The organism is Pseudovibrio sp. SCP20 (assembly GCF_057774105.1).
In genome coordinates this window covers 123,611-145,765 of the sequence record NZ_JBYMDH010000005.1, presented here as the reverse complement: position 1 = coordinate 145,765, position 22,155 = coordinate 123,611, and the positions used below count along the sequence as shown (strand labels likewise).

17 protein-coding genes are annotated in these 22,155 nt (G+C 52.6%); 9 read left to right on the top strand and 8 right to left on the bottom strand.

The genetic code is table 11. The annotated features are described in order from the left end of the window. Position 1: 1 nt before the first annotated feature. Positions 2–865, bottom strand: coding sequence for a LysR family transcriptional regulator (locus AC3CB2_RS18835; protein WP_352935781.1), 864 nt, complete (start codon positions 863–865; stop codon positions 2–4). Between the two features lie 128 nt (positions 866–993). On the opposite strand from AC3CB2_RS18835, the gene AC3CB2_RS18830 reads away from it, so the two are divergent. The 3 genes from AC3CB2_RS18830 to AC3CB2_RS18820 all read left to right on the top strand — a co-directional run bounded on the left by AC3CB2_RS18830 (position 994) and on the right by AC3CB2_RS18820 (position 7,798). Then, positions 994–1,419, top strand: a complete 426-nt coding sequence (locus AC3CB2_RS18830; protein ID WP_352935784.1) for a cupin domain-containing protein — start codon at positions 994–996, stop codon at positions 1,417–1,419. Positions 1,420–1,755: 336 nt separating this feature from the next. Next, positions 1,756–5,208, top strand: a complete 3,453-nt coding sequence (locus tag AC3CB2_RS18825; protein ID WP_352935786.1) for an indolepyruvate ferredoxin oxidoreductase family protein — start codon at positions 1,756–1,758, stop codon at positions 5,206–5,208. A gap of 559 nt (positions 5,209–5,767) precedes the next feature. Next, complete coding sequence (locus AC3CB2_RS18820; protein WP_352935789.1) at positions 5,768–7,798, top strand: methyl-accepting chemotaxis protein; 2,031 nt, start codon at positions 5,768–5,770, stop codon at positions 7,796–7,798. 155 nt (positions 7,799–7,953) lie between these two features. Here the strand turns inward: AC3CB2_RS18820 and AC3CB2_RS18815 are convergent, their stop codons facing one another. The 3 genes from AC3CB2_RS18815 to AC3CB2_RS18805 all read right to left on the bottom strand — a co-directional run bounded on the left by AC3CB2_RS18815 (position 7,954) and on the right by AC3CB2_RS18805 (position 9,801). After that, on the bottom strand, positions 7,954–8,595 hold the full coding sequence (locus AC3CB2_RS18815; protein WP_352935792.1) for an imm11 family protein: 642 nt from the start codon (positions 8,593–8,595) through the stop codon (positions 7,954–7,956). 228 nt (positions 8,596–8,823) lie between these two features. Further along, complete coding sequence (locus tag AC3CB2_RS18810) at positions 8,824–9,162, bottom strand: DUF1330 domain-containing protein (protein ID WP_352935795.1); 339 nt, start codon at positions 9,160–9,162, stop codon at positions 8,824–8,826. Between the two features lie 69 nt (positions 9,163–9,231). After that, positions 9,232–9,801, bottom strand: coding sequence for a TetR/AcrR family transcriptional regulator (locus AC3CB2_RS18805; RefSeq protein WP_208990066.1), 570 nt, complete (start codon positions 9,799–9,801; stop codon positions 9,232–9,234). Between the two features lie 141 nt (positions 9,802–9,942). Here AC3CB2_RS18805 and AC3CB2_RS18800 point away from each other — a divergent pair, with 141 nt between their 5' ends. Beyond that, positions 9,943–10,443: a DUF417 family protein gene (locus tag AC3CB2_RS18800; RefSeq protein WP_008549172.1), complete on the top strand. Its 501-nt coding sequence runs from the start codon at positions 9,943–9,945 to the stop codon at positions 10,441–10,443. An 87-nt stretch (positions 10,444–10,530) separates the two neighbouring features. Here the strand turns inward: AC3CB2_RS18800 and AC3CB2_RS18795 are convergent, their stop codons facing one another. Next, entirely contained in the window at positions 10,531–11,151 is a 621-nt protein-coding gene (locus AC3CB2_RS18795; protein ID WP_352935799.1) for a TetR/AcrR family transcriptional regulator, read from the bottom strand. Positions 11,152–11,565: 414 nt separating this feature from the next. Here AC3CB2_RS18795 and AC3CB2_RS18790 point away from each other — a divergent pair, with 414 nt between their 5' ends. From AC3CB2_RS18790 to AC3CB2_RS18780, 3 genes are all read left to right on the top strand, one after another. Then, positions 11,566–12,396 (top strand): universal stress protein, encoded by an 831-nt coding sequence (locus tag AC3CB2_RS18790; RefSeq protein WP_352935802.1) that lies wholly within the window; start codon positions 11,566–11,568, stop codon positions 12,394–12,396. A gap of 235 nt (positions 12,397–12,631) precedes the next feature. Continuing rightward, positions 12,632–13,228, top strand: coding sequence for a HupE/UreJ family protein (locus AC3CB2_RS18785; protein WP_352935805.1), 597 nt, complete (start codon positions 12,632–12,634; stop codon positions 13,226–13,228). A gap of 145 nt (positions 13,229–13,373) precedes the next feature. After that, positions 13,374–14,282 carry an aminoglycoside phosphotransferase family protein gene (locus AC3CB2_RS18780; RefSeq protein WP_352935808.1) on the top strand — a complete coding sequence of 303 codons (909 nt, stop codon included), beginning with the start codon at positions 13,374–13,376 and terminating at the stop codon, positions 14,280–14,282. A gap of 27 nt (positions 14,283–14,309) precedes the next feature. Here the strand turns inward: AC3CB2_RS18780 and AC3CB2_RS18775 are convergent, their stop codons facing one another. After that, entirely contained in the window at positions 14,310–19,745 is a 5,436-nt protein-coding gene (locus AC3CB2_RS18775) for an autotransporter outer membrane beta-barrel domain-containing protein (protein ID WP_352935811.1), read from the bottom strand. Positions 19,746–20,099: 354 nt separating this feature from the next. Between AC3CB2_RS18775 and AC3CB2_RS18770 the strand changes: the two genes are divergently transcribed. Continuing rightward, positions 20,100–20,435 carry a hypothetical protein gene (locus AC3CB2_RS18770; RefSeq protein ID WP_352935814.1) on the top strand — a complete coding sequence of 112 codons (336 nt, stop codon included), beginning with the start codon at positions 20,100–20,102 and terminating at the stop codon, positions 20,433–20,435. Further along, positions 20,432–20,803 carry a nitrile hydratase subunit alpha gene (locus AC3CB2_RS18765; RefSeq protein ID WP_352935816.1) on the top strand — a complete coding sequence of 124 codons (372 nt, stop codon included), beginning with the start codon at positions 20,432–20,434 and terminating at the stop codon, positions 20,801–20,803. Before AC3CB2_RS18770 ends, AC3CB2_RS18765 begins: the two co-directional genes overlap by 4 nt. A 20-nt stretch (positions 20,804–20,823) precedes the next feature. Here AC3CB2_RS18765 and AC3CB2_RS18760 read toward each other — a convergent pair whose 3' ends face one another. Both AC3CB2_RS18760 and AC3CB2_RS18755 read right to left on the bottom strand, forming a co-directional pair. Beyond that, positions 20,824–21,567 carry a DUF4344 domain-containing metallopeptidase gene (locus AC3CB2_RS18760; protein WP_352935818.1) on the bottom strand — a complete coding sequence of 248 codons (744 nt, stop codon included), beginning with the start codon at positions 21,565–21,567 and terminating at the stop codon, positions 20,824–20,826. A gap of 102 nt (positions 21,568–21,669) precedes the next feature. After that, positions 21,670–22,032 carry a VOC family protein gene (locus AC3CB2_RS18755; RefSeq protein WP_008549070.1) on the bottom strand — a complete coding sequence of 121 codons (363 nt, stop codon included), beginning with the start codon at positions 22,030–22,032 and terminating at the stop codon, positions 21,670–21,672. Positions 22,033–22,155 lie beyond the last annotated feature (123 nt).

The following is a 22,155-nucleotide window of genomic DNA, read 5'->3' as shown; positions in this document are numbered from 1 at the left end:
TCTAAGTGGACAGCGCCCCGCGCACAAATCCATCAAACGCGGTGATCCTTGGATTGCCGCGGTTGGAGGGATGGTAGAGCAGCCACAAATCGGTCTGATAGATGGCAGGCTGCTCACCAACATCTCGCAGGCCATCCAGAAGCGTTGGTATGTCGGGCAAGATGCCGACGCCCAGACCACTGCGGATGCCCCCGGCAAGCATCGCCATGCTGTCATAGCGGAGCATGCTGGCCGGTGAGGGCACCTTTTCACGAAACCACTCGGTAGCCGGATGCGCCTGCAAGCTGTCACCGGGGATCAACCAGGTCAGCTCCTGAAAGTCCGGCACCCCATCTCCCAAAGCATCCAGATAGCTTGGTGCAGCCACCAGCTTGTAATCGATGGTGCCCAGTCTCAGGCCGATCATATCTTCCGGCGGCTGGCTGGTGGGGCGCAGGGCCACATCATAGCGGCGCTCGCTCAGGTTCTCGAAATTGTTGGTGACGTTGAATTCCAGCTGCAGGTTGGGGTGGGCCTCACGAAACGCTGCGAGGTGAGGGTGGATCACGCTTTGCAGCAGTAGGTCCGTGGTCGTCACCCGCAGCGGGCCGGAAAGCCCGGTGTCTTCGCTGCCCAGCAGAGCATCGGCCGCAGAAAGGCCTGCATGAATCTGCTCGGCCTGCTCACACAGCGCCAGACCCAACGGCAGCGGCTTGAAACCGGCGCGGGAGCGGGTGAACAGCGGCTCGCCCACCTTGGTTTCAATGCGCTTGATACCGCGAAACACAGAGGAGGTGTCCTTGCCAAGCGCGAGGGCTGCGTTCTCCAGCGTTCGCTCGCGTGTCAGGTGCATAATCACCAGAAGATCGTCTGCGCTCAGTTTCATATGCATGTCCGCCCTTGTTCGCTGCAACTATGCATATTTCACAGGATCAAGGCAAACGCTAGTCTCTGTCTCACATCAAAAGCGCATCGCTTTACGCTCATAAAAACAGAGAGTTACGAGGAAGATCCATGTTCAAGACAGCCCTGAAAGCCATCAGTGCAGCCGCCCTTATCGCCCTATCCACCGCCGCGTTTGCTGGTGGAGATGAAGACCACATGACCCAGCTGAAAGACATTGAGTGGACCCAGTTTGGCAATACACCGCTGCACCTTTCCGTGTTGTGGGGCGATCGTGAGACTGGCCCCTATGGCATGTACCTGAAGATCCCGGGCGGTTTCCACGTGGGTGAGCACGGTCACACCAACACCTATTATGCGGTCACCATTCAGGGCCAGTGGGAACACACCCGCGCAGGCAAAAAAGAAGTGCTGCCGGTTGGCTCCTTCGTGATGCAGCCGGGCGAAGAGTACCACGATGATGCCTGCGTCGGCCCAAAAGACTGCATTCTGCTGGTCGTCCAAAACGGCAAAGGCGACGTCCTGCTGCCGCAGTAAGGTGCCCAGCCCAGCTAATGCTAGAGTTTCCGAAGAAAAATGGAGCCGTTACGGCTCCATTTTTGCGTTTGGGGGAGGTGCGCGCGCTCAGGTGAAACTGCCGTAGCGGAGTGCTGAAGTCCTAAGGAAATCAGAGGTTTCAGGGCGGTCGGTTTGGTTATCTGTTGTATTCAAAGGGATTATTGTACATCCGCTGATATTTCATGCAGTATGGGCCTACGTAATAATGCGAGTAGGCCACGCTCCAAAAATAATTTTCCAAAAAATCGGCCCGTTTCTTCGCAGATAAATTCCTGCCGTCCCGCGGCAACGCCAGACATTTGTGAGAGTAACCTGATGGTTTCTGAAGAAAAAAGCAGTGAGCCGACCCCGTCAAAACGCCATAACGCGCCGTCGTTGGATGACAAGTACACCCAGACCAGCGGTGTTGTGTTTCTCACTGGCAATCAGGCGCTGGTGCGCTTGCCGTTGCAACAGCGCATGCGCGATGAGCTGGCTGGGCTGAATACGGGTGCTTTTATCTCCGGTTACCGCGGGTCTCCTCTTGGGCGTTATGATATGGAGCTGTGGCGGGCGCAGTTGCATCTGGATAAGCACAGCATTGTGTTTCAGCCGGGCGTGAATGAGGATCTGGCGGCGACGGCCATCTGGGGCTCACAGCACGTGGGCAACATGAAGATGCGCAACAAGGATGGCGTGGTCGGCTTCTGGTACGGCAAAACGCCGGGCGTGGACCGCTCTGGTGATGCGTTCCGCCATGCCAACTTTGCCGGTACGCACCCCAAGGGTGGTGTGGTGGCGCTGTGTGGGGATGACCACGCAGCCAAGTCCTCCACCGTGGCAGGTCAGTCGGATCATATGCTGATCGCCTCAGGCATGCCGGTGCTCTACCCCGCCAACCCGCAGGACATTCTGGACTACGGCATTCTGGCGGTGGAGATGAGCCGCTACAGCGGATGCTGGGTGGGCATGAAGCTGGTGACCGATGTGGTGGAGAGCGCCTCCAGCGTGGAGGTGGATCTAGACCGCATTGAGGTGGTGAAGCCGGACCTTAAAGACCCGCAGGGCGGTGTCTGGATTCGCGAGATCGATCTGCCGGTGCAGCAGGAAAAGCGGCTGCTGGAAGAGAAGATTCCACGCGCGCTGGCCTTTGCGCAAGCCAACAACATCAACCAGATCACCCATGATGCGCATGAGGCAGAGGTTGGTATCATCGCCTCGGGTAAATCCTACTCTGATCTGCGTCAGGCTATGAACGAGCTGGGGCTGACGTCCCTTGAAACGGAAAAGCGCCGCATCCGCATCCTGAAGATCGGCATGGTGTGGCCGCTGGACCCGAAGATCATCGAGGACTTCTCCAAGGGCCTGAAGAAGATCCTCGTGGTGGAAGAAAAGCGCCCTGTTGTTGAGGAGCAGCTGAAATCCATCCTGTTTGATGCAGGCATCTCGCTGAAGGTGCAGGGCAAGGGCTTGCTGCCGAATTCTGGCGTGCTGGCGGCCAATCAGGTGGCCTCCGCCATTGCAGAGTTTCTGGAGGATGACGGGCTGAAGGCCAAAGTGCCGGTGCCGATCAAGCTGAAACCGGGGCCTGTGCGCCGTCCTTCGTTCTGCTCCGGTTGCCCGCACAACACCTCCACCAAGGTGCCCGATGGTAGCCGCGCACTGGCAGGTATTGGCTGCCACACCATTGCGTATTTCAATGACCCGGTGAAGACCAAGGCTCCCTCCCAAATGGGTGGTGAGGGTATGCACTGGGTGGGGCAGGCGCCGTTTACGGATGAGCCGCACGTGTTCGCCAACATGGGCGATGGCACTTACTTCCACTCCGGCTTTCTGGCCATGCGACAGGCCGTGGCCGCCAACGCGACCATGACTTACAAACTGCTGGTCAACGGCTTTGTTTCCATGACCGGCGGGCAACCCGTTGATGGCGAGCAGTCCGTGCCGCAGCTCATCACCGCCGCGCTCAATGAGGGTGTGAAGAAGGTGGTTGTGGTGACAGAGGATGTGGAGCGGGTGGAAGCCCAGTCCATTCCGGCAGGCGTTGAGGTGCACCACAGACGAGAGCTGGAAGCGGTGCAGCGGGACTTGCGTGAGATACAGGGCGTGACGGTGCTGATTTATGATCAGGCCTGCGCCACAGAACGCCGCCGCCTGCGCAAACGTGGCAAGTGGGAAGATCCGAAAGTCCGCACCTACATTCACCCAGATATTTGCGAAGGCTGTGGTGATTGCGGCGAGAAGTCGGGCTGTCTTTCTATCGAGCCGCTGGAAACGCCTCTGGGCCGCAAACGGCAGATCAACCAGTCCAGCTGCAACAAGGATTTCTCCTGCGTTGAGGGCTTCTGCCCCAGCTTCGTGACCATTCACGGTGCGGAGCCAAAGAAGGCGACCACTCCTGCAGAGCGTCAGGTGGAGAGCGTGGGCGATGAGATTCTGGCAGAGCCAGAGCTGCCTGCGATTGAAGGGTCCACTGGTTTGCTGGTGACGGGCATCGGCGGCACGGGCGTTGTTACCATTGGCGCGATCTTGTCTATGGCCGCGCATCTGGATGGCAGCCGTGTTTCCACGCTGGACCTGACGGGCCTTGCGCAGAAGTACGGCGCGGTGATGACACACATGCGTATCGCCAAATCCGCCGATGGCCTGCAAAGCGCGCGGCTGGCAGTTGGCGAAGCGGATGTAGTGATTGGCTGCGACTTGGTGGTGACGGCAGGTGATGAGACGCTGACAACCCTGCGCCAGGGGTCTGCTCAGGTGGTGGTGAACACGGAAGAAGTGCCGACCATCGACTTTTCCAAGAACCCGGATTGGGACATCAACACCCCCAACCTACAGGCACGGCTGCAAGAGGCTGTTGGTGATCGGCTGGCTTACTTCGACACCACGCAGGCGGCGAAAGACCTGTGCGGTGATGCGGTGATGGCAAACATGATGCTGTTCGGCGCCGCCTGGCAGCGTGGTCTCATTCCGGTGACGCTCGGCTCCATCCGTCAGGCCATCGAGCTGAACGGTGTTGCCCGCGACAAAAACTTCGAAGCCTTCAACTGGGGCCGCCTGATGGTGCTGGACCCGGAGCGTGTTGCCAAAGCACGGGCACCGGTTGCGCAGGTGGTGAAGCTGGATCGGCCTCTGCCACTGGAAGAGCTGATAGAAGACCGGGTGAACCGCCTGAAGGACTATCAGAGCGGTAGCCTTGGCAAACTTTACCGTCAGAGGCTGGTGGCGCTGAAAAAGGCCGGAGCAGGCGAACAGATACTTCGCACCGCTGCGACGCAATATTTCCGTCTTCTGGCGCATAAGGACGAGTTTGAGGTCGCCCGCCTGTTCACTCAGCCGCAGTTCAGGCAGAACCTGACGGACAGCTTCGAGGGCGATCTGAATGTGCGCTTCCACATCGGAGGTGGTCCCTTTGCACGAAAGGACCGTGTAACCGGTCTACCGGTGAAGACCGAATTCGGGCGGTGGATGATGAAGTTATTCTCCCTCCTCTCCAGCCTGCGGGGGCTGCGCGGATCGGTCCTTGACCCGTTCCGCAACAATGAGGAACGCGTTCTCGCAAATGAACTGCGCTCATCATATGAGGCAGACATGGATCTCGTCTGCACTCACCTGGCAGAGGCCGGTGAGAAAGCTGCGCATGATCTACTGAGCTGGCCGGTGAAAGTTCGCGGGTTTGGACACGTGCGTGCGGGCAATGCCGAAAAAGCGTTGAAGCTGCGCGAGCGACGCAAAACAGCGCTTAGCAACGCACAAATTAACGCAAAACAGGAAAAGGTGCCTGCGTAAGGCTAACCTGCTGGAATGATTGGATAAAACAGGGTGAAGTTTTCGAGCTTCGCCCCGTTTGCCTTTGTGGCGAAACATAGCAACGCAAAAACGGGTAGAAAGATTACTCCCCCTTCAATCCCCGTTTGGACGCCCTTGGCACGCGCAGCAGTTATCCCCCCAGTCCCAAATGATGCGGATCTGCGTCTTCGTAAGGCCGATGAAAGTTAGTCTCGTGATGAAGATGTAAGTACTATTGCTGCTGTATATTCGACTTTTTCAAAGATTAATTCCAAAATATGCATTATGCACTTATGGATAATCCCTAATAGTGATTGTAGTTTTGTTTTAGTACTGTTGAATAAATGGGTTCTATATCAGAAATAATATCTGACTTAAGCTTATCTATAACATGTATTGTGGGGCAATATCCAGTTAAATATTAACAAAACTATAATAATAGTGATTGTTGTATTTACGCAAGGAGAGCGGTAATCAACCTCAGGTGGTTGAATCCGGCGTCATATGAGTGGAAGATGGCGGAACCCATACTGAATTTTACAGTATGGCGAAGCAAAAAATGAAACTAAGTCATCGCATTGTTAGCGCATCCGCAGCGGTTCTTCTCGTTGCCTCATCCCTCGTAATTTCAATCGGGACATACCTCAGCATGCAAACCGCTGAGGAAGACAGCCGCGCTTTGTTCAACTCGGTCGCCTCCGGTCTGGCCGTTACTGCGCAGGATCTTTTAAAAGAGTCGCAGGTTATTTCAACAACGCTTGCAAACACTTACGGCGCCGAGATCAGCACCGGAGAAGCATCCCGCACCAACATTGCCCAGATGACCGAAGCTGCTTTGCGCGGCACCACGGACATTCTCGGCATCGCCGTCTTCCTGCAACCGGATGTTGCAGGCAAGGATGCGGATTACGTCGGCAAAAAGTACGCCTCTGATACGGGCCAGTTCGTTCCGTACTTCTACATGGAAAACGGCAGCGTCCAGTCCCTGACAGCAGACATTGGCCGCGCGGATGTTCAGCGCCGCATGCGCCGGGCCATGCAGCAGAAAAGTCAATTCGTAACAGAGCCTTACACCTTTGACGTTGAAGGCAAGACCATCCTCTCCGCTTCCGTTCTGGACCCGATCCTGAATGCCCGCGGCGAGCCTGTTGGCGTGGTCGTGATCGACGTGGATTTCGACAAGCTGCAAGAGAAAATGAGCGCTGCGCACTTCTATGAGACAGGCCGTCTGGCCGTGGTCAGTGAAGGCGGTCTCTGGGTCAGCCACAGTGACCGTGACGTTCTGGGCAAGAAGGTGCGTCCGGTGATTGAGACCATCATGAACGGCGTCCGCGAGAAGGCCAACGTGCAGGAAATCGGTGACCGCTTGTTTATTCTGGAGAAATTCCAGCTGGGTACAACGGATCAGTTCTGGTTTGCCGGCATGTCCGTCACCACGGACGAGCTGGGTGCAGGCGCACGCTACACCCGCGACATGGCATTGATTGCAGCTGTGAGCTCCGGTCTTATCGGCTGTCTCATCCTCTGGTTCATCGGCAATTCCATCGCTCGCCCAATCGTCAATCTGACACACCGAATGCAGTCTTTGGCAGATGGTAACGTGAAGGACGAAGTGCAGTATACAGACCGCTCTGATGAAATCGGCCAGATGGCTAACGCCTTGAAAGTGTTCGTCACTGCTGTTTCAGAACGTCAGACCTTGCAGTCTGAGGCGGAGAAGGAACATGAGCGTGAAGCCAATCGCCAGAAGGAAGCGGCCAAGCTGATCGAGGAGTTCTCTGGCACAGCAGAAACCGCTCTGGGTGTCATCCATAGCCGCTTTGATGAGCTGGAGCAGACCTCCAAAGAACTGGCGAATATCGCTGAGAACACCAACGTTCAGACCACCGCGACCTCCGCCGCTTCAGAAGAAGCCACTGCCAACGTGCAGACGGTGGCCTCGGCTTCTGAGGAGCTCTCCACCTCCATTGAGGAGATTGCACAGCAGATTGCCCGCACCAACAAGGTGATCACGCAGACCAACGATGCAGCACAGGCAACCAATGCCAAGGTGATGGATCTGGACGGCACGGCGCAGCGCATTGGTGAGGTGGTGAACCTCATCCAAGACATTGCCGAGCAAACCAACTTGCTGGCGCTTAACGCCACCATCGAAGCGGCTCGTGCTGGTGAGATGGGCAAGGGCTTTGCCGTTGTGGCAACGGAAGTGAAGGAGCTGGCGAGCCAGACCTCAAAGGCGACTGAGGAGATCTCCCAACAGATTGCTGAGATTCAGGGTTCTTCCAAGGATGCTGTTGAAGCCATTCAGGAAATCACCTCCAGCATCCGCCAGGTCAACGAGTTCGCCTCCAACATCGCGGCCTCTGTGGAGCAGCAGGGCGCAGCTACAGCAGAGATCACTGAGAACGTGCATCAGGCGGCAACGGGCACACAGAACGTTTCTGAAAACATGGTGCTGGTGGCGCAAGCGGCTGAAAAGACAAACCAGTCCTCTGATCTGGTCTCAAAAACAGCTTCTTCTGTCCGCGAAGAAGTGATCGGCTTGCGCGAACAGATCGACGACTTCCTGTACAAGGTGCAGTCCGTCTAAGGCTGTTGTGCACTTAGAAATCCGGCTGGCGAAGACCTGTGCTTTGCCAGCTTTTTCATGCGGGGAAATGGCGAACTATGTTCATCAAGTGATTGAATGGTAAAGTTTCAACTTGCCGCTATCTGCGGGTGCCGTTCGCATTAATTCAAGCCAGATCAATCCTGTTGAGAAGCTTCCCACTCGAGAAATGGGCCAATGTTTTCTTCAGGAAACCACGGTTCATCAAGCTCGGGCCAGCGTTTGAATTTGAAATATTTGAACTTTTCCGTGCTCAGGCGCTTGAAAACCTCATTAGAGACGTAAACGCCTATAACGCGTTGATAGTCGGAACACCAAAAATGGTGTCCCTTAATGCGAGAGGCACTCAGGTAGTTGGTATTGTCATTGTGAATGTTTAACTTAGGCTTGCCCGTAAAATCGTCTGGCTTTCCCCACCCCACTGGAGAGTGCTTGTTCAGCACCGCATCCAGACGTTTCCCGCAGTTGAAGATGTAAAAATTGCCATCAATCAGCTCACCTGACTTCTTAAACAGTGTGAGTGGGTAAAACTGATGAACTCTTGGTTCAAACTCTTCCACCAGATCCTTGAAGCGTTGAGAGACTGCATTCAGTCCCGGCATGGAAAAGATATCGGGAATGACCTTTTTCTTTGTTTCCTCTTTTGCTTTGGTCGGGAAACGGCTGGGATCAAGAATATTTCCACTGCTAAGTCCAAAACGCGGCTTATTTTTTGGTGCATCAAGGAACTCAAATTGAGGTTCTCTGTTGTTGTAATCTAAGTTAATCAAGTAAGCCATTTACGCATTTCCCCCGAATGGTAAAACTTGGGCGCGCCTGTCTTGTGGGGGCGCTGTACAATATAGATGGATGGCCAATAAAGGGTTTTGAGAAAGACACCCTACTTCAATAAATATGTTCTACCAAAATACTTGCATTGTCAGGACAATATGGTGCGAAGCAGAAAGAAAAGATCATCTATGATAAAGCGGCTTGCTCTCACCCACCGCTTCATCTGCGGGATAAGATCAGCTTGCGGCTTCGCTCGTGAAATAGCCTGACTTCACAACACCTTCTGTTTCTGAATGACCCGGAATGACGGTTGCAAAACCCTCGATGACCTGGCTGCTGAACTTTCTGAGTTCCACCATTTCCTCTGAGTTATAGAAGGTCAGAGCGGCCTCAAAACTCTCGAACTTGTACATCACCATGTTCGTATAAGGGGTCGGATCCGCAAGGGCTTTCATCGGGCTCGCGACGATCAACTCACCGCCATATCTTTCGAGAATTGGCATGGATCTTGGGCCGAGTTCCTCAATGCGAGACCTGTCGATAATTTTGTAGTGGTGAAGAACATAACCAGCCATTTGAAAATCCAAAAATTATAGAGGGGGCAACGCGTACCTTATTTCGCCTGCTAAGCAAAACCGTTGTGCTTAGATCGTGCTGACGAGCACGCTGACCGTTTCTTCTAGCTCTTCCAGCGGAGTGCCACCGCGGACCATGACGCGCAGGCCGAAGTAGCCGGCGGCGAGCAGGTTGGCCTTTTGCTTTCGCAGGGCCGCATCGCCTTTGTAAGGCTCGGAGACGGCGAGGGCGGTGTTGAACAGGTCTTGCGTGCTCTTGATGCCTTCCTGTGCATTCAGCTGGATTTGCGGATCATCATGGGCGTGCTCAATGGCGGAGTTGCACAGAAAGCAACCGCTGCGGTCGCCATTGCGTACCGGCTCCAGCACCGCCTCAAACAGATCCACAAAGCGCTGCTTTGCGTCCGGTGCCTTGCAGATCACCTGTGCCAGATGGGTGATGTCCCGTTCGTGGTAAAGCTTCAGCGCTCGCGCGTACATGGCGTCTTTATTGCCAAATTCCCGGTAGAGCGACTGCTTTTTCAGCTCGGTTATCCTCTCCAGATCCTGCATGGAGGTGCCGTGATAGCCTTTTTCCCAAAAAGCTCTCTGTATTCTGTCCAACGCAGTTTTAGGGTCAAATTCCCGAGGTCTTGCCATCACTCTATTCCCGCTCACAACAATGTTACCGATTAGTCCGTAATTCATTATGGACACATCGGTCCGTAATACATATACCTAAGCGCACAGGCTGGCAAGACCCGCCACAACACACTGCCAAATTCAACACAGGAGGTTGACATGACTGATCTTACTCACGCGACTGCAACACAATCAGAAGACAATGCCGCCCTGGGTGCTTTGTTCTCCGACATCGCGAAAAACGGAATCTTCGCGGCCCTTATTCTCGTGTTCCTCTGGTTTGGCGGAATGAAGTTTACGGCCTATGAGGCTGGAGCAATTCGCGGACTGGTCGAGAATTCTCCCTTTCTTGGATGGCTTTACACATTCCTGTCCGAAGGAGCTGTGTCCAAACTCATCGGACTTACTGAGCTGACCATCGCCGGGTTACTCGCCACCCGCTTCTTCGCTCCAAAGTTCGCGGTCTACGGTGCACTGGGCGCAATCGCGACATTCCTGGTGACCTTCAGCTTCTTCTTTTCCACGCCGGGCGTGTTCATTCCTGACACTGGCGTGCTCGCGATCTCTGTTATTCCGGGACAGTTCCTGCTGAAAGATATCGTCCTGCTGTTCGCATCCGTGTTCGCCCTGGGCAATGCCCTCAGTGCCACTTCAAAATAAAGATATACTCCTCACTGTGCACTGAAATGGGGGCGCCACTGGCGCCTCCATGGGGCTGTCTGCGCTCTGGTGATGGGAAAAGGGGAATTACTTCCCACCAGTCTTCATTCTGCTGCCCAGCACTTCCAGCGTAACATCAATCAATGCAAAGAGTTTTTCGCGTGGGGTGCCGAATTTCACGAGCTCGTAGAGGCCCTCGAAAACCATAATAAAGTAGGCAGTCAGGATCTCGATGTCTTCGGGGCTCTTCAGCTCATCCTGACACTGAGTCAACTTATCCCTGATCTGATCTTCCCAATCAAATTGCAGGTTCTGAAACTCCGCCCAAAGGCTCTCGTCGACGTAGCCAAGGTCCACAAGTGTCGGCCAGAAAAGGCCTTTTTCGGCTTTCAGGTCATCACAGCACAGTTCGGTAAACTCCATCAGCACCCCTTGCAGCGCCGAGTACGCATCCGAATGCATCGCCATTACCGACTGCATTTGCTGGCTGTATTTGAGGTAGTACCACCGCAGCGCAGAGACCGCCAACTCCCGCTTCGACCCAAAAGCAGCATTGAGCGTTTTCGTAGATACACCAACAGCTTCGGCCACATCGTCCATAGTGGCCGTTACTATTCCATTCCGCAAAAACACCCGGATGCTCGCATCAAACAGATTTTCGAGTTCGGGGATCGGAATGGCAGGATCAAATGGTTCGTCCGAGCTCATTTTGGAAATATAGATAAATCTCTATTCCCCTCAACAACGATGCTTGGCTTTAGAAAAAGAAACGCAAAGCCAATGGGCTAGATGAATTTCAATTTATGTCGATTGTGTTGAGTACCCGCGAGTGCTTTGCTCTGTATGGCGAATGTATGGCGCTCATATTTAAATATTCAAAATGTAATCATCGAGATTTTGTTTTGAGGTATTATGTCTACCATAGATTGACTTAAGGTTATAATGCGTACGTAGGGTTATAATAATTCGGTATGAGCTAAGTATAGCACCCAATTTACTTGTGTTTGTTTGCGTCCAACTATCACTGTATGAGGCGGGAAGGGCATTTCAGGCAACTCGACCGACAGGTGGGAGCTTTTCGCATTCTGCGCTTCATGAAGTGAGTCAATTGGAGGTTCAGATATGTCTATCAAAACAGTCGTCACCCTTACCGACACAACAGGCGATCAGGTCGCAACCCGCGTTGCCGTTGAACTCTCCAAGCTGACAGATGCCTATCTGATTGGTGTGGTCCCAAACTACGAGACCTCCTACTACCTGTGCACGGCAGGGCCGATGCCACCTGACTATGAGCAGCGCTTGCAGGAACAGTCTGCTGAGTTGCTCAATAAGTCATTGGAAGGCTTTGCAAAACACTTTGATGGCTCCGGCGTGGAAGGCGAAACCCGCACGACCAACATCACTCTGGGAGGCACGTTTGACGAACTGATGCATCTGGGCCGTTTGAGCGACGTCACCGTGATCCGTCAGGATGATCCCGCCAAGCCGGAACCCATGCGCTCTGCCATGATTGAGGCGATGGTGTTTGATACCGGTGTCGCGACACTTATTGTGCCACACGCATACGAAAAAGCGTTCGCACCCAAGAACATCGCTGTGGCGTGGGATGGGTCCGGTCCTGCCTCCAACGCAGCACATGCCTCCATGTCCATGCTGCAGGCAGCAGACACCGTATCCGTCGTGATGATCACCCCGCACGATGAGCCAAAGCATTCAGAACTCACGGATATCCGCAATTATTTCGAGCGCCATGGCGTCAACATTCATCTGGAAGTGATGAGCAATGTCTCCGGTTCCGTGTCAGACGCGCTGCTGAGCACCGTGGATCGCCTCAAGGCCGATATGCTGGTGATGGGCGGCTATGGTCACAGCCGCCTCGCCCAATACCTGTTTGGAGGGGCAACGCGCAAGGTTCTGCATGATATGAAGATCCCGGTTTTGATGACCCACTAAACCAAGCGGCAAAGGGGGCCTTCGGGCTCCCTTTTTTGCAGGCGCCTTGCCTCTCAAAATGTCCAATGCTGTTTTCTACAGGCAATCTGGCGTGATTTTCCCAAAAGAACGCGGTTTGATTGCTTGCCTACGGAAAACAAGTCAGTTTGGCGTCACCTTGTGCGGTCACCCTGCACCCTAACTGACGACATGGACTGCGCGTGCTGCTGCGCGCCCAATATTGGATATTGCACTGATGAAATTGAGAGAAACTGCCGGTTTGACAGGTCTTCTGGCAGTATTGATGTTGATTGCTTTGCCCGCTCAGGCTGCCGCATTTTCTACGGCACAAGCCAAGGCGGATTTCCTTCACGGTCTGTGGCACCCTCTGGGTGGGCTGGACCATATCTTGACCATGGTTGGCGTTGGTGTTTGGGCCGCGCTGGTACTGCACCAGAAGCGTCTGATCTGGCCACTGGTGTTTACGCTTGTCATGTTCATGGCGTTTTGGGCGCGCTACATGGGCGTTGTTGTGTCATATGTCGAGATGGGTATTCTGGCCTCCGTCATCGTGGTTGGCTTGCTTGTGGCGTTTGCTTTGAAACTGCCTGTGGTCGTGGGCGCGCTGATTGTTGGCGTGTTTGCGGTGTTCCACGGCGCAGCCCACGCTGTTGAGGCCAATGCGAACAGCCTGCTGATTTACGCGCTCGGCTTCTCCGTTTCCACGTTCGCGCTGGGTCTGGCTGGTATCGGGCTTGGTTCATTGACTGAGTGGAACAGCGGCCGCATGTTCCTGCGCGCGTTCGGAGCCATCACGGCGCTCTTCGGCCTCTATCTGATGTTCGTGGCCTAGTGTCTCATTAGAGCGACAGTTTTTGCGGGATTGCCTCGGTCTTGAGGCTTTCCCTTCGCAAGCTCACTCAGTTCTGCTTAAGTCAAGGTGCGGTCTCAACCACGCCTTTTTTATTGCTGATTTTTAAGTGTGATTGTGAGTTTCAATGAGTGATGACCGTTTGGTTATAGCGCCAGAAGTGGTGCGGAAGATGCTTGATGAGCAGTTCCCTGAATGGAAGGACCTGCCTCTCAGATGCGTTGAGAACGAGGGCTGGGACAACAAAACACTCCGCCTTGGCGATAAGCTGAAGGTGCGTCTGCCAAATGCTGCGGGTTATGTTCCGCAGGTTGAGAAGGAGTTTAAGTGGCTGCCAAAGCTGGCAAATCAGCTGCCCGTAGCCATTCCTGAGCCAGTCGCTCTCGGCAGGCCCTCAGCAGATTATCCGTGGCCGTGGTCTGTTTATCGCTGGATTGAGGGCGAAACGGTTTCCGCTGCCACCATCAGTGACATGAACACGTTTGCCAAAGACCTGGCAGACTATCTCCACGCGCTCTGGGCTGCGGACACGACTGGCGGGCCGATCGCAGGCGACCATAACTTCCATCGTGGCGGTGATCTGAGCGTTTATGACGAAGAGACCCGCTTGTGCCTTGCTGGCGTGACCGACGATATTGATGCCAAAGCCGCGCTGACGATCTGGGAGCGGGCTCTTCAGTCCAAATGGACAAAACCCGCCGTCTGGGTGCAGGGAGACCTCTCAACCGGGAACATTCTCACACGAAATGGCCGTCTCAGTGCAGTCATCGACTTCGGCTTATGCACCATTGGCGATCCTGCCTGTGACTTAGTTATCACCTGGAAGTTCTTCTCTGGTGCAAATCGGGAGCTTTTCAAAACCATGGTCGATATAGACCAACCTACCTGGCACCGCGCCATGGGTTGGACCCTCTGGAAAGCCATCCGCACCCTCTACTACGCTGAACAAGACAACATCGCAGAGGAGCAACAGGCCGCCAAAACAGTGATCGAGGCCGTGCTATCAGACGCAAACCTCGCGGGCATAAAGACTTAAGCCAGACCATAGACGAATTTCTGAGAGCTAGAGGCGCAAAGAAAATCGACCCTGAACCGTGTTCCGAGATGTATTCTTAGAAAAGCTGCCTGCGTAGTTGAGTGAGGCGGAAAAATTCCCTGAAGTGAGAGTGAGGCCTGCTGATGTGTTCAGATACGTCCGGTCTGCACCGAAAACTAACTCTTCTACTGCAGCTGCCTGATAAACTTCGCCGGCAACTTCATTGCTCGTAAGTGCATGAAGTACCCCCAGTTTTGCATTTGGCTGTACAACCCATTCTCCAAGATTGAAGTCGCGATTCCAACCGAGGTTGGCAGACAAATAAAGGTCATTCTCGTTCAGGTTGCTGTAACGAGTATCCAAGTGGCTTGTACCAGAGGTGGTGAAGTCATCTTGCTTGAACCACACATGAGTTAAAGCAACTTCGGGCGTAAAGCGGTTGCCAGTGAGTTCACTCTTGTACTTCAATGCCAATCTTGTCGTGAGAGTATCTGTTGTGAAAGAGCCTGTTCTGGATCCTGTGCTTGTGGCATTGGCAAAATCATTCTCAGAATGCGTGTACAGTGAGCTCAGGCCCAAAAGAGCCGAGCCATACTGATAGGATGCTTGCACGCCTGCTGCATAATTTTTGATATCTTCAGAGCCGCTCTCAAAGCCATTCCCGGTAAAATCAAGTTTCCCTTGGCCGTAGTAACCACTTGCTCCAACAAGGATATTTTCTGTGATTGTGCTATTCAGGCCGACAAGCAATCCCTGAGAGTAAACATTGTAACCCACGGGGTCATAGTTGGCAGCTTGCTGGGATAGGACACCCTGCATGTAAACCTGAGTTGTCTGTTCAAAGCCATCGCCATACATACCAGACGGTGCGGCTTTGTTAATCGCAGCTAGTCCCTCGCTCTTTGGAGCAACTGGCGCATAACTGTTGAGGGACTGTTCTGAATTAATTGAGGAACTCAGGCTGTTAAGCCAGAGGTTGTCCAGTTGCCCATCGACCAGATTTTGTAAGTTTAACGCCATTTGCCGGGTTGCCGCAGCAGATACAAGCGCAGCGGAACTCTCTGGAGCGTAATTGAAGATGATTTTCTGTTCACCTGCCGTACCGGTTTGCTCGACAAAACCAACAGTCCAGTCTGTGCCAAGTTGAGAACGAAGCACATCAATATTGGCGAAGTCCTCAAACTGACCTTCTGTCAGTGTCTTGTTCTCGACAAGGCTTGGTAGAGTATACTCACCTTCCCGCAAGTTGACTGGATCAACGTAGACGTAAAGATCTGCATTATCAAAGGTAACGTTGTTGCCGGTGTCCGACTGAATTGTTCCTTCATAATCAGTAAGCTGTAGATCTGAACCCAGTAGCATGCCGTAGTTCTCGATGCTCAGGTCAAAACCATCAGTATAGACTTGGTAGGCTTTACTATCCGTGTCTCCTGACGCGCTGGCAAGGATAAGTCCTTGAGAATCTAGTGCCAGATCGTTCTTAAGATAAATGCCGTAAGCGTTTGCTGTATCATTGTCTCCCCCATGCGAAATGGATTGCGCCATCGCAGAAATGACACCTGTGTTTGTGAGTGTTCCGGAGGCTTGTGCTACGCCATAGGCAGTTGCCTGGTCTCCATATGAAGTTGCGTCAGCCTTAATGATTGCACTGTTGCTTTCAAGACCTCCACTGACACTGTAGGCATAGACATACTCGGCTGGAGTGCTTGAAGCTGATGTCCCGCTGATTGCTTGAGCAATGATATCTCCGCTGTTTTCTCCAACATCAGCGCGAATACCATATGCATATGAGAAACGGGACTCACTTTCCGCTTTTGCATGAACCTGATGGCTATTCTTTGTGACCTCAGCACCTGCATCCCCCGCAATACCAGTTGCATAGACAAAGTCGTCTTTGGAGGTAGCAAGAGCCGTTACTTTTTCCCGGTTTTCGAGTGAAACCACATCATTGAGGCCGGTGGCATAGACAAAATCTTCAGAGTGGCTCTCAACATGGATCTGGCCCTCGTTTATACCAGTAGCGCCATTGATGCCGTAGGCGTAAGTGCCAGTATTGACAGTACCTGTATCGCTTGTTCCTGCACGTGCAAAGACAGTGATGTTTCCGGAGTTTACTTCAACGTCCCCATCAATGCCGTATGCTCTTGTCAACAGATCTCCGTTACTCAGGTTGTTAGCAGAAGTTCCATTGGCTTCTACGTAGATGTGGCCTGTGTTTTCGGTAATATTCGCCTGAACACCATAGGCTTGGACTGTGGCATCTGCATTGTGTGTGTTCGATGTACCTGTAACCAAGCCACCGTTTGCAAAAACCGTTATGTCGCCAGTGTTTTTCGCAATAGTGCCACGAATTGGATCATCTGAGTTGAAAGCGGTGAGTTGAATGCCATAAGCTTCTGCAGTGCTATTGATATCACGATCAGCTTCAACGATATCCCCGGATTCAGCTAATACCTCAATAATGCCAGTGTTTTCAGTAAGGTCACTTGGCGTAGAGCCTCCGTCAAAATCGTAGATCCCGTAGGCCCTACTGTAATCTGCCTGCGCGATTGAGATGGATGTTATGGCTCCGTGGTTGTTGTCCAACGGACCATCGATACCTTTCGCGCGAGTATAATCCTGCTCGGAAACGGCTTTCACATAGATATCGCCAGTGTTTGTGGTCAGGTTACCGTCTGTAAGATCGATACCCGTAGACTGAACATAGCTTTCCTTAGAAAAACCGCGAGCGCTGATCTTACCGCTATTGGTATCAATTGAGCCTTGAAAGATGTCGATACCTGTCGCCTGAACATACCGCTGCTCAGATTGTCCGTAAACTTCAATGGCTCCGCTGTTGGTGCCAATATCGCCTTCGTAAATGTCGATACCTGATGCCTGCACGTGGTCGGTACCTGAAATGCCTGTCACATTGATAGAGCCGGAGTTTGCAGTTAAATCGCCTTTGTATGTATCGATGCCGTAAGCGTGAACATAGTCCGCTGAAGACGCACCATGAACAGTTACGTCGCCATTGTTTGTGCCCACCGTTCCTCTGAGGCCAGAGGTTTGCACATATGAACTGACGGTACCGCCATCGTTCGTTCCCGCAACTGCCTTGACCCAGACAGTGCCGGAGTTTGTGGCAACGTTGCCTCTAATGCCATAGGCCTCTACAATCAGGTCCGCTTTGCTGGCTCCCTCAATGGAAGAGCCAGTTGCTGCTACCTTAATATCACCGGTGTTCGTGCCCACATTTGCGAGAACGCCAATTGCGTCTACCCGACCATTCTCCTCATTGATGTCAGAAGAACCTGCGAGCTCCGCACCGTTCACTGTGATCTCTATATTACCATGGTTTTCAGAGATGGCTCCGTAGATTGGATCGTCTGCATTGTAAGCCTCAAGAAATATTCCATAGGCTTTGGCAGAGGCGTGAATGTTGCCGTTCGTATCGTCTGTGTCACCAGCTGCTGCAACTACACTAATGTCACCGCTGTTTCGAGAAATGTTGTCAGGGGTATCTCCGCTTTGATAGCTGTGCAGGCCATAAGCTCGTGCAAATGTGCTGTAGTTATCAGTGCCAGCGAAAGCTTCAACTGAGATATCGGCATCGTTTGTGTTGACGGCACCACTGATGCCGAATGCTTGAGCATAATCATTGGTCGAGAGGGCCGAAACAGTGAGTGCCCCCAAGTTAGCGGCTGTATTGCCTTGCACTCCATAAGCGAAAGCTTGTTGAGCTCCACGAGCTGTGACCTGAATATTACCGCTGTTCGTAGTGACTTCGCCCTGAATGCCGTAAGCATACGCGTATGAGTTCTTGCTCACGCTCGTTGTGACCAAATCACCGGTATTGGTATCTGCTCCGCCTTGAATTGAGTAAGCATAGGCCTGTTCTTCCGTGCTTCTGGCCGTTGCGTGAATGTCTCCGATATTTTCGGTTACACCATTTTGAATGCCAAAAGCGTAGGCATAGTCCTCAACTGCAGTTGCTTCCGCTCTTATGTCGCCTTCATTCTTCTGAGTGTTTCCTTGGATGCCGTGAGCGTACGCAAAGCCTTCAGTGGTGGTGCTCTCAACTTCAATTAGTCCAGTGTTAGTGTCCACAACACCTTGAATTCCATAGGAATATGCGTAACTTTCTTCAGAAGTTGCAGAAATGGAGATCGAGCCTTCATTGGTCTCTGTCTGGCCTTTGATACCGTAAGCGGAGACGTCTTTTTTGGTGGATCTGGAGCTAACCTCGAGACTACCAGTGTTCTTTGTCGTTTCAGCCTCAATGGCATAGGCTCGAACGATGTCATCTCTGCTAATTGCGGAGATGTGAATATCACCGGAGTTCAGGTCGAGTGTTCCACTGCTTATGCCGTAAGCCTCGACCTTTTCATCTTCTGTTTCACTCAGAACGGTAATATTGCCGGTGTTGGTCCCCACCTGCCCACTGGTTGCGCGTATGCCATAGGTTTCGATGCGTTCGTGTGTTGAAGATGCATCGACAAAAAGTGTGCCCTCATTATTGCTAAGAGACCCACCATGAACATCGATTGCAGCAGCTTGAACCCGGCCATCAACAGCAACGCCAATGACGTTGATATCGCCAGTGTTTGTACCCACTGTTCCGTCATATGCATATATTCCGAAGAGCTGCGCGTTGTCTCCAGCCGTCCCGGAAATTGTAATATCACCGGTGTTTAGGGTTACTGTCTCTTCATACGCGTAGAGGCCACGGGCCTGAATAGTACCTGTTTCGGTAGAGGCAGTAACACTCAGTTCTCCGTGATTGGTAATCAAGTCGCCACGAATGCCGTAAGCGTATGCATCTGCGCTGACAAATCCTGTCGAGGCTTCGCCATTACCTGCAAGAGCTGTAATCGAAATCTTGCCTGAGTTTTCAATATTTGTGCCAATCAGTCCCGTAGCTTCAGCATTTGTAAATGCCTTGCTACCGGCTTTTGCGTTGCCACCGCGGGCCCAAAGAGTGATATCACCGGTGTTTTGAATATTCTCACCCTGGATGCCGGTTGCATCTGCTTTAGAAAACGCATCAGTGCTGGATGTCGTATCGCCAGCGGTCGCATCAATGAGGATGCTGCCAGAGTTGGTGATCTCATCATCTGTCTCAGACCATAAACCGACTGCATCGATTGACAGGCTCTCTGCGTCTGTCGATGTCTGACGTGTCAGATAGAGCGTGATGTCTACCTCAGAAGTAAATGGTGCAGGTGATGAGAGAGCTGCAAGGTATACTTCTTCAGTAAAGGCGTCAAAGGCATCTAGCCCATTCCAACTTTGCACTTCAGCAGGATCAGAAGTTGCTCCGGCATTGACACTGCCAGTCAAAGCATCTGTTGGGTTTGAGGTTTCACGGAAGTATAGAGCCCGTTTGTTACTGGTTGAACCATCAAAACCGGCATAATTGCCTTCAGGTCTCTGTAATGTAGTATTGTTTTCAATTGGTTCTGCATAAACAGACTGAACCATAAAATACAACAGACCGCTTAACGCAGTCGTAGAGAACAAACGCTTCACATACATCAGAAAAAATACCCACCCCAACACTTAATATGTAGGTAGCAGATAAATCGATAAATATGAATGCAAATGTATTACCGATTACATTTAAATACATATTTCATGTGCGCTATATCATAGGTTGTAGTATTTTATTGCATCTTTACTTTTACGTAAGGTGTAACTAATTCTCTGCTTTGAAAATTATTCTCGATTACATGTACCTGTCTGCTTGTGCCTATCGCTGCAGAGGGGCCACAAAGACTTAAGCCCCATCCCCTAGACTGGCTTTCATCTTGTTCCCGGTATCAAGGAAGAGCGGTGATGGAGAGGGACTTTGAGTTGTTGCTGACCAAGCGGATGTGGGAGGATCCAGCGTTTGCGGAGCTGGCGGAGAGGGATGCTGGGGCTGCTCTGAAGCAGTTGGGAGTGGAGGTTGATCCTTCTGTTAAAGTCCGGATTGTTCAGCAGCGTGAGGATACTCTGTATCTGACCATTCCACCTGCCAAGCCGGAGGATGAGCTGAATGTGACGCTGGATCTGAACCAGATGGATCTGTGGTCCAGCGGGGATATGTTTGTTTGGCTGTCTTCAGTTTACAACAAGGTCAAGCTGCTTGGCATTCGCTCTTCCATCGCAAAAGGGAAGGGGGACGCATGAACCAGCAGGACAACAACTCCTTCGCGGAGCGGGATTATCGGCGGATGATCAATGACCCTGATTATCGTCAGCGGTTGATCGAAGATCCGAAAGGAACCCTCTCAGAAACAACGGGTTACACGTTCCCAGAGGATGTGCGTGTTGAGGTGATTGAGCAGGAGCCGGATACCATCTGCATGATGATCCCCATCAGGCCGAAGGGGGATGAGGCGCAGGTTGAGCAGGCGCTGCACAAGTCTACCGAGCGGACGTTTGACCTGCTGTTCTCCTCGGGCATCGGCGGGTATTTTATCCCGAGTGATAAGCTGAAATGGGTGCTCCGCGATATGCGCCGCAGTTGGATCAGCAAGCTGGGGCTTAAGCTGTAAACCCCAGCAAATGCCTCAAATCAGTTCTCCAGGTTCGCCTGATAGATTGATCGCAGATGCGGGATGAACTCGGTGCAGAAGATGATGGACGCTTCTTCCGGATCATAAAACGCGTTGGGCTCGCCGCAGCTGTCGACCTTCACGATCACTTCACTCGGCAAAGACATATCCTGCTCAAGGTTTTTGACTTCCTCAGAAAGCACCTGATTGATCAGCTCGGCCTCTTTGCCGCTTCCCTCATGGAAGACCAGCGGAACGCCGGATTCCGGGGACATTTCGTCAAACACAGCCCCCCAACTGTTGGCAGCTTGCTCATACTCCACCGGGCACATCTGCGCGCGATCTTCCGGCAAGCCAAGGTCATAAGCCAGATCCTCGCGCTTTTCTGGATCAGCACCGTAAAACAGGCAGATGTGGTTGTAATAGCGCTGCTGGTCTGGGCCATGCAGATCCCACCATGCCACTTCTTCAACGCCATCCGGGTCATTGATGTAGCCAAACGCGCTGTTGAAAGCGAGTTCCTGCGCGGCCTCTTCCTCATAGAGCCAGTCGATCATCATTACGGAGAGCACGTCTGCCGCGTCTTCTTCCTGCCCGAAGATCGGCACCTGCATCTTGTCAATCACAGCATGTCCGATCTCGTGGTAGAAGATGGACAGGATGTTGGCTTCAACAAAGGCGTCCTCTGCTTCATCCGCCTGCGCGCCAAGAGGTGTGAGCAGTGAGACTGCACAGGTGGCAGTAAGAAGAAGTGAACGTAGCATTGGCGAATATCCTCAATGGCATTTGAAAGTATATCTTATTCAAATGCCATTTATAGGCAAGTTCGCCAAGCCTTTTGTGCTATGTGATACATCTGAGTTCAGCTAGCAGTGGAAGTTGAGCTTGTTGCCATCCAGATCCCGGCAGTAGGCTCCATAAAATGCCTCTCCGCGCGGGCCGGGAGGGCCTTCGTCTTTGCCTCCGAGTTGTAGGGCAAGTGCATGCAGGTTTTCGACTGTTTCGCGGTCTTCTACCCGCAAAGCCACCATGGTGCCATTGCCGATAGAAGCTTCCTGTCCATCGTAAGGTGTGTTGAGGACGATGAGTGGTTTGCCCTCGCCAAAGCTCCAGGCATAAAGCCGGTTGTTTTCAAAGACACGTGTCGCACCCATCTTGCCCAAAATGGCATCGTAGAACGAGCAGGCGCGCTCGAGGTCATTGGTTCCCAATGTAATGTAGCCGATCATATGGTGTCTTGATCCTAATCGATTGCGATGAATTGCAGCGCGTTCAAAATCTGTAGAGGCTGGAGTTTCGTTCCCCTAAGTAAACTACAGCGACAGCTTCAAGTAAATGCAGAAGAGCAAGAG

What these genes read in the sequence shown, in the direction of transcription:
- AC3CB2_RS18835 (WP_352935781.1), bottom strand. Translation starts at nt 865, where the DNA reads ATGAAACTGAGCGCAGACGATCTTCTGGTGATTATGCACCTGACACGC.
- AC3CB2_RS18830 (WP_352935784.1), top strand. Translation starts at nt 994, where the DNA reads ATGTTCAAGACAGCCCTGAAAGCCATCAGTGCAGCCGCCCTTATCGCC.
- AC3CB2_RS18825 (WP_352935786.1), top strand. Translation starts at nt 1,756, where the DNA reads ATGGTTTCTGAAGAAAAAAGCAGTGAGCCGACCCCGTCAAAACGCCAT.
- AC3CB2_RS18820 (WP_352935789.1), top strand. Translation starts at nt 5,768, where the DNA reads ATGAAACTAAGTCATCGCATTGTTAGCGCATCCGCAGCGGTTCTTCTC.
- AC3CB2_RS18815 (WP_352935792.1), bottom strand. Translation starts at nt 8,595, where the DNA reads ATGGCTTACTTGATTAACTTAGATTACAACAACAGAGAACCTCAATTT.
- AC3CB2_RS18810 (WP_352935795.1), bottom strand. Translation starts at nt 9,162, where the DNA reads ATGGCTGGTTATGTTCTTCACCACTACAAAATTATCGACAGGTCTCGC.
- AC3CB2_RS18805 (WP_208990066.1), bottom strand. Translation starts at nt 9,801, where the DNA reads ATGGCAAGACCTCGGGAATTTGACCCTAAAACTGCGTTGGACAGAATA.
- AC3CB2_RS18800 (WP_008549172.1), top strand. Translation starts at nt 9,943, where the DNA reads ATGACTGATCTTACTCACGCGACTGCAACACAATCAGAAGACAATGCC.
- AC3CB2_RS18795 (WP_352935799.1), bottom strand. Translation starts at nt 11,151, where the DNA reads ATGAGCTCGGACGAACCATTTGATCCTGCCATTCCGATCCCCGAACTC.
- AC3CB2_RS18790 (WP_352935802.1), top strand. Translation starts at nt 11,566, where the DNA reads ATGTCTATCAAAACAGTCGTCACCCTTACCGACACAACAGGCGATCAG.
- AC3CB2_RS18785 (WP_352935805.1), top strand. Translation starts at nt 12,632, where the DNA reads ATGAAATTGAGAGAAACTGCCGGTTTGACAGGTCTTCTGGCAGTATTG.
- AC3CB2_RS18780 (WP_352935808.1), top strand. Translation starts at nt 13,374, where the DNA reads ATGAGTGATGACCGTTTGGTTATAGCGCCAGAAGTGGTGCGGAAGATG.
- AC3CB2_RS18775 (WP_352935811.1), bottom strand. Translation starts at nt 19,745, where the DNA reads ATGGTTCAGTCTGTTTATGCAGAACCAATTGAAAACAATACTACATTA.
- AC3CB2_RS18770 (WP_352935814.1), top strand. Translation starts at nt 20,100, where the DNA reads ATGGAGAGGGACTTTGAGTTGTTGCTGACCAAGCGGATGTGGGAGGAT.
- AC3CB2_RS18765 (WP_352935816.1), top strand. Translation starts at nt 20,432, where the DNA reads ATGAACCAGCAGGACAACAACTCCTTCGCGGAGCGGGATTATCGGCGG.
- AC3CB2_RS18760 (WP_352935818.1), bottom strand. Translation starts at nt 21,567, where the DNA reads ATGCTACGTTCACTTCTTCTTACTGCCACCTGTGCAGTCTCACTGCTC.
- AC3CB2_RS18755 (WP_008549070.1), bottom strand. Translation starts at nt 22,032, where the DNA reads ATGATCGGCTACATTACATTGGGAACCAATGACCTCGAGCGCGCCTGC.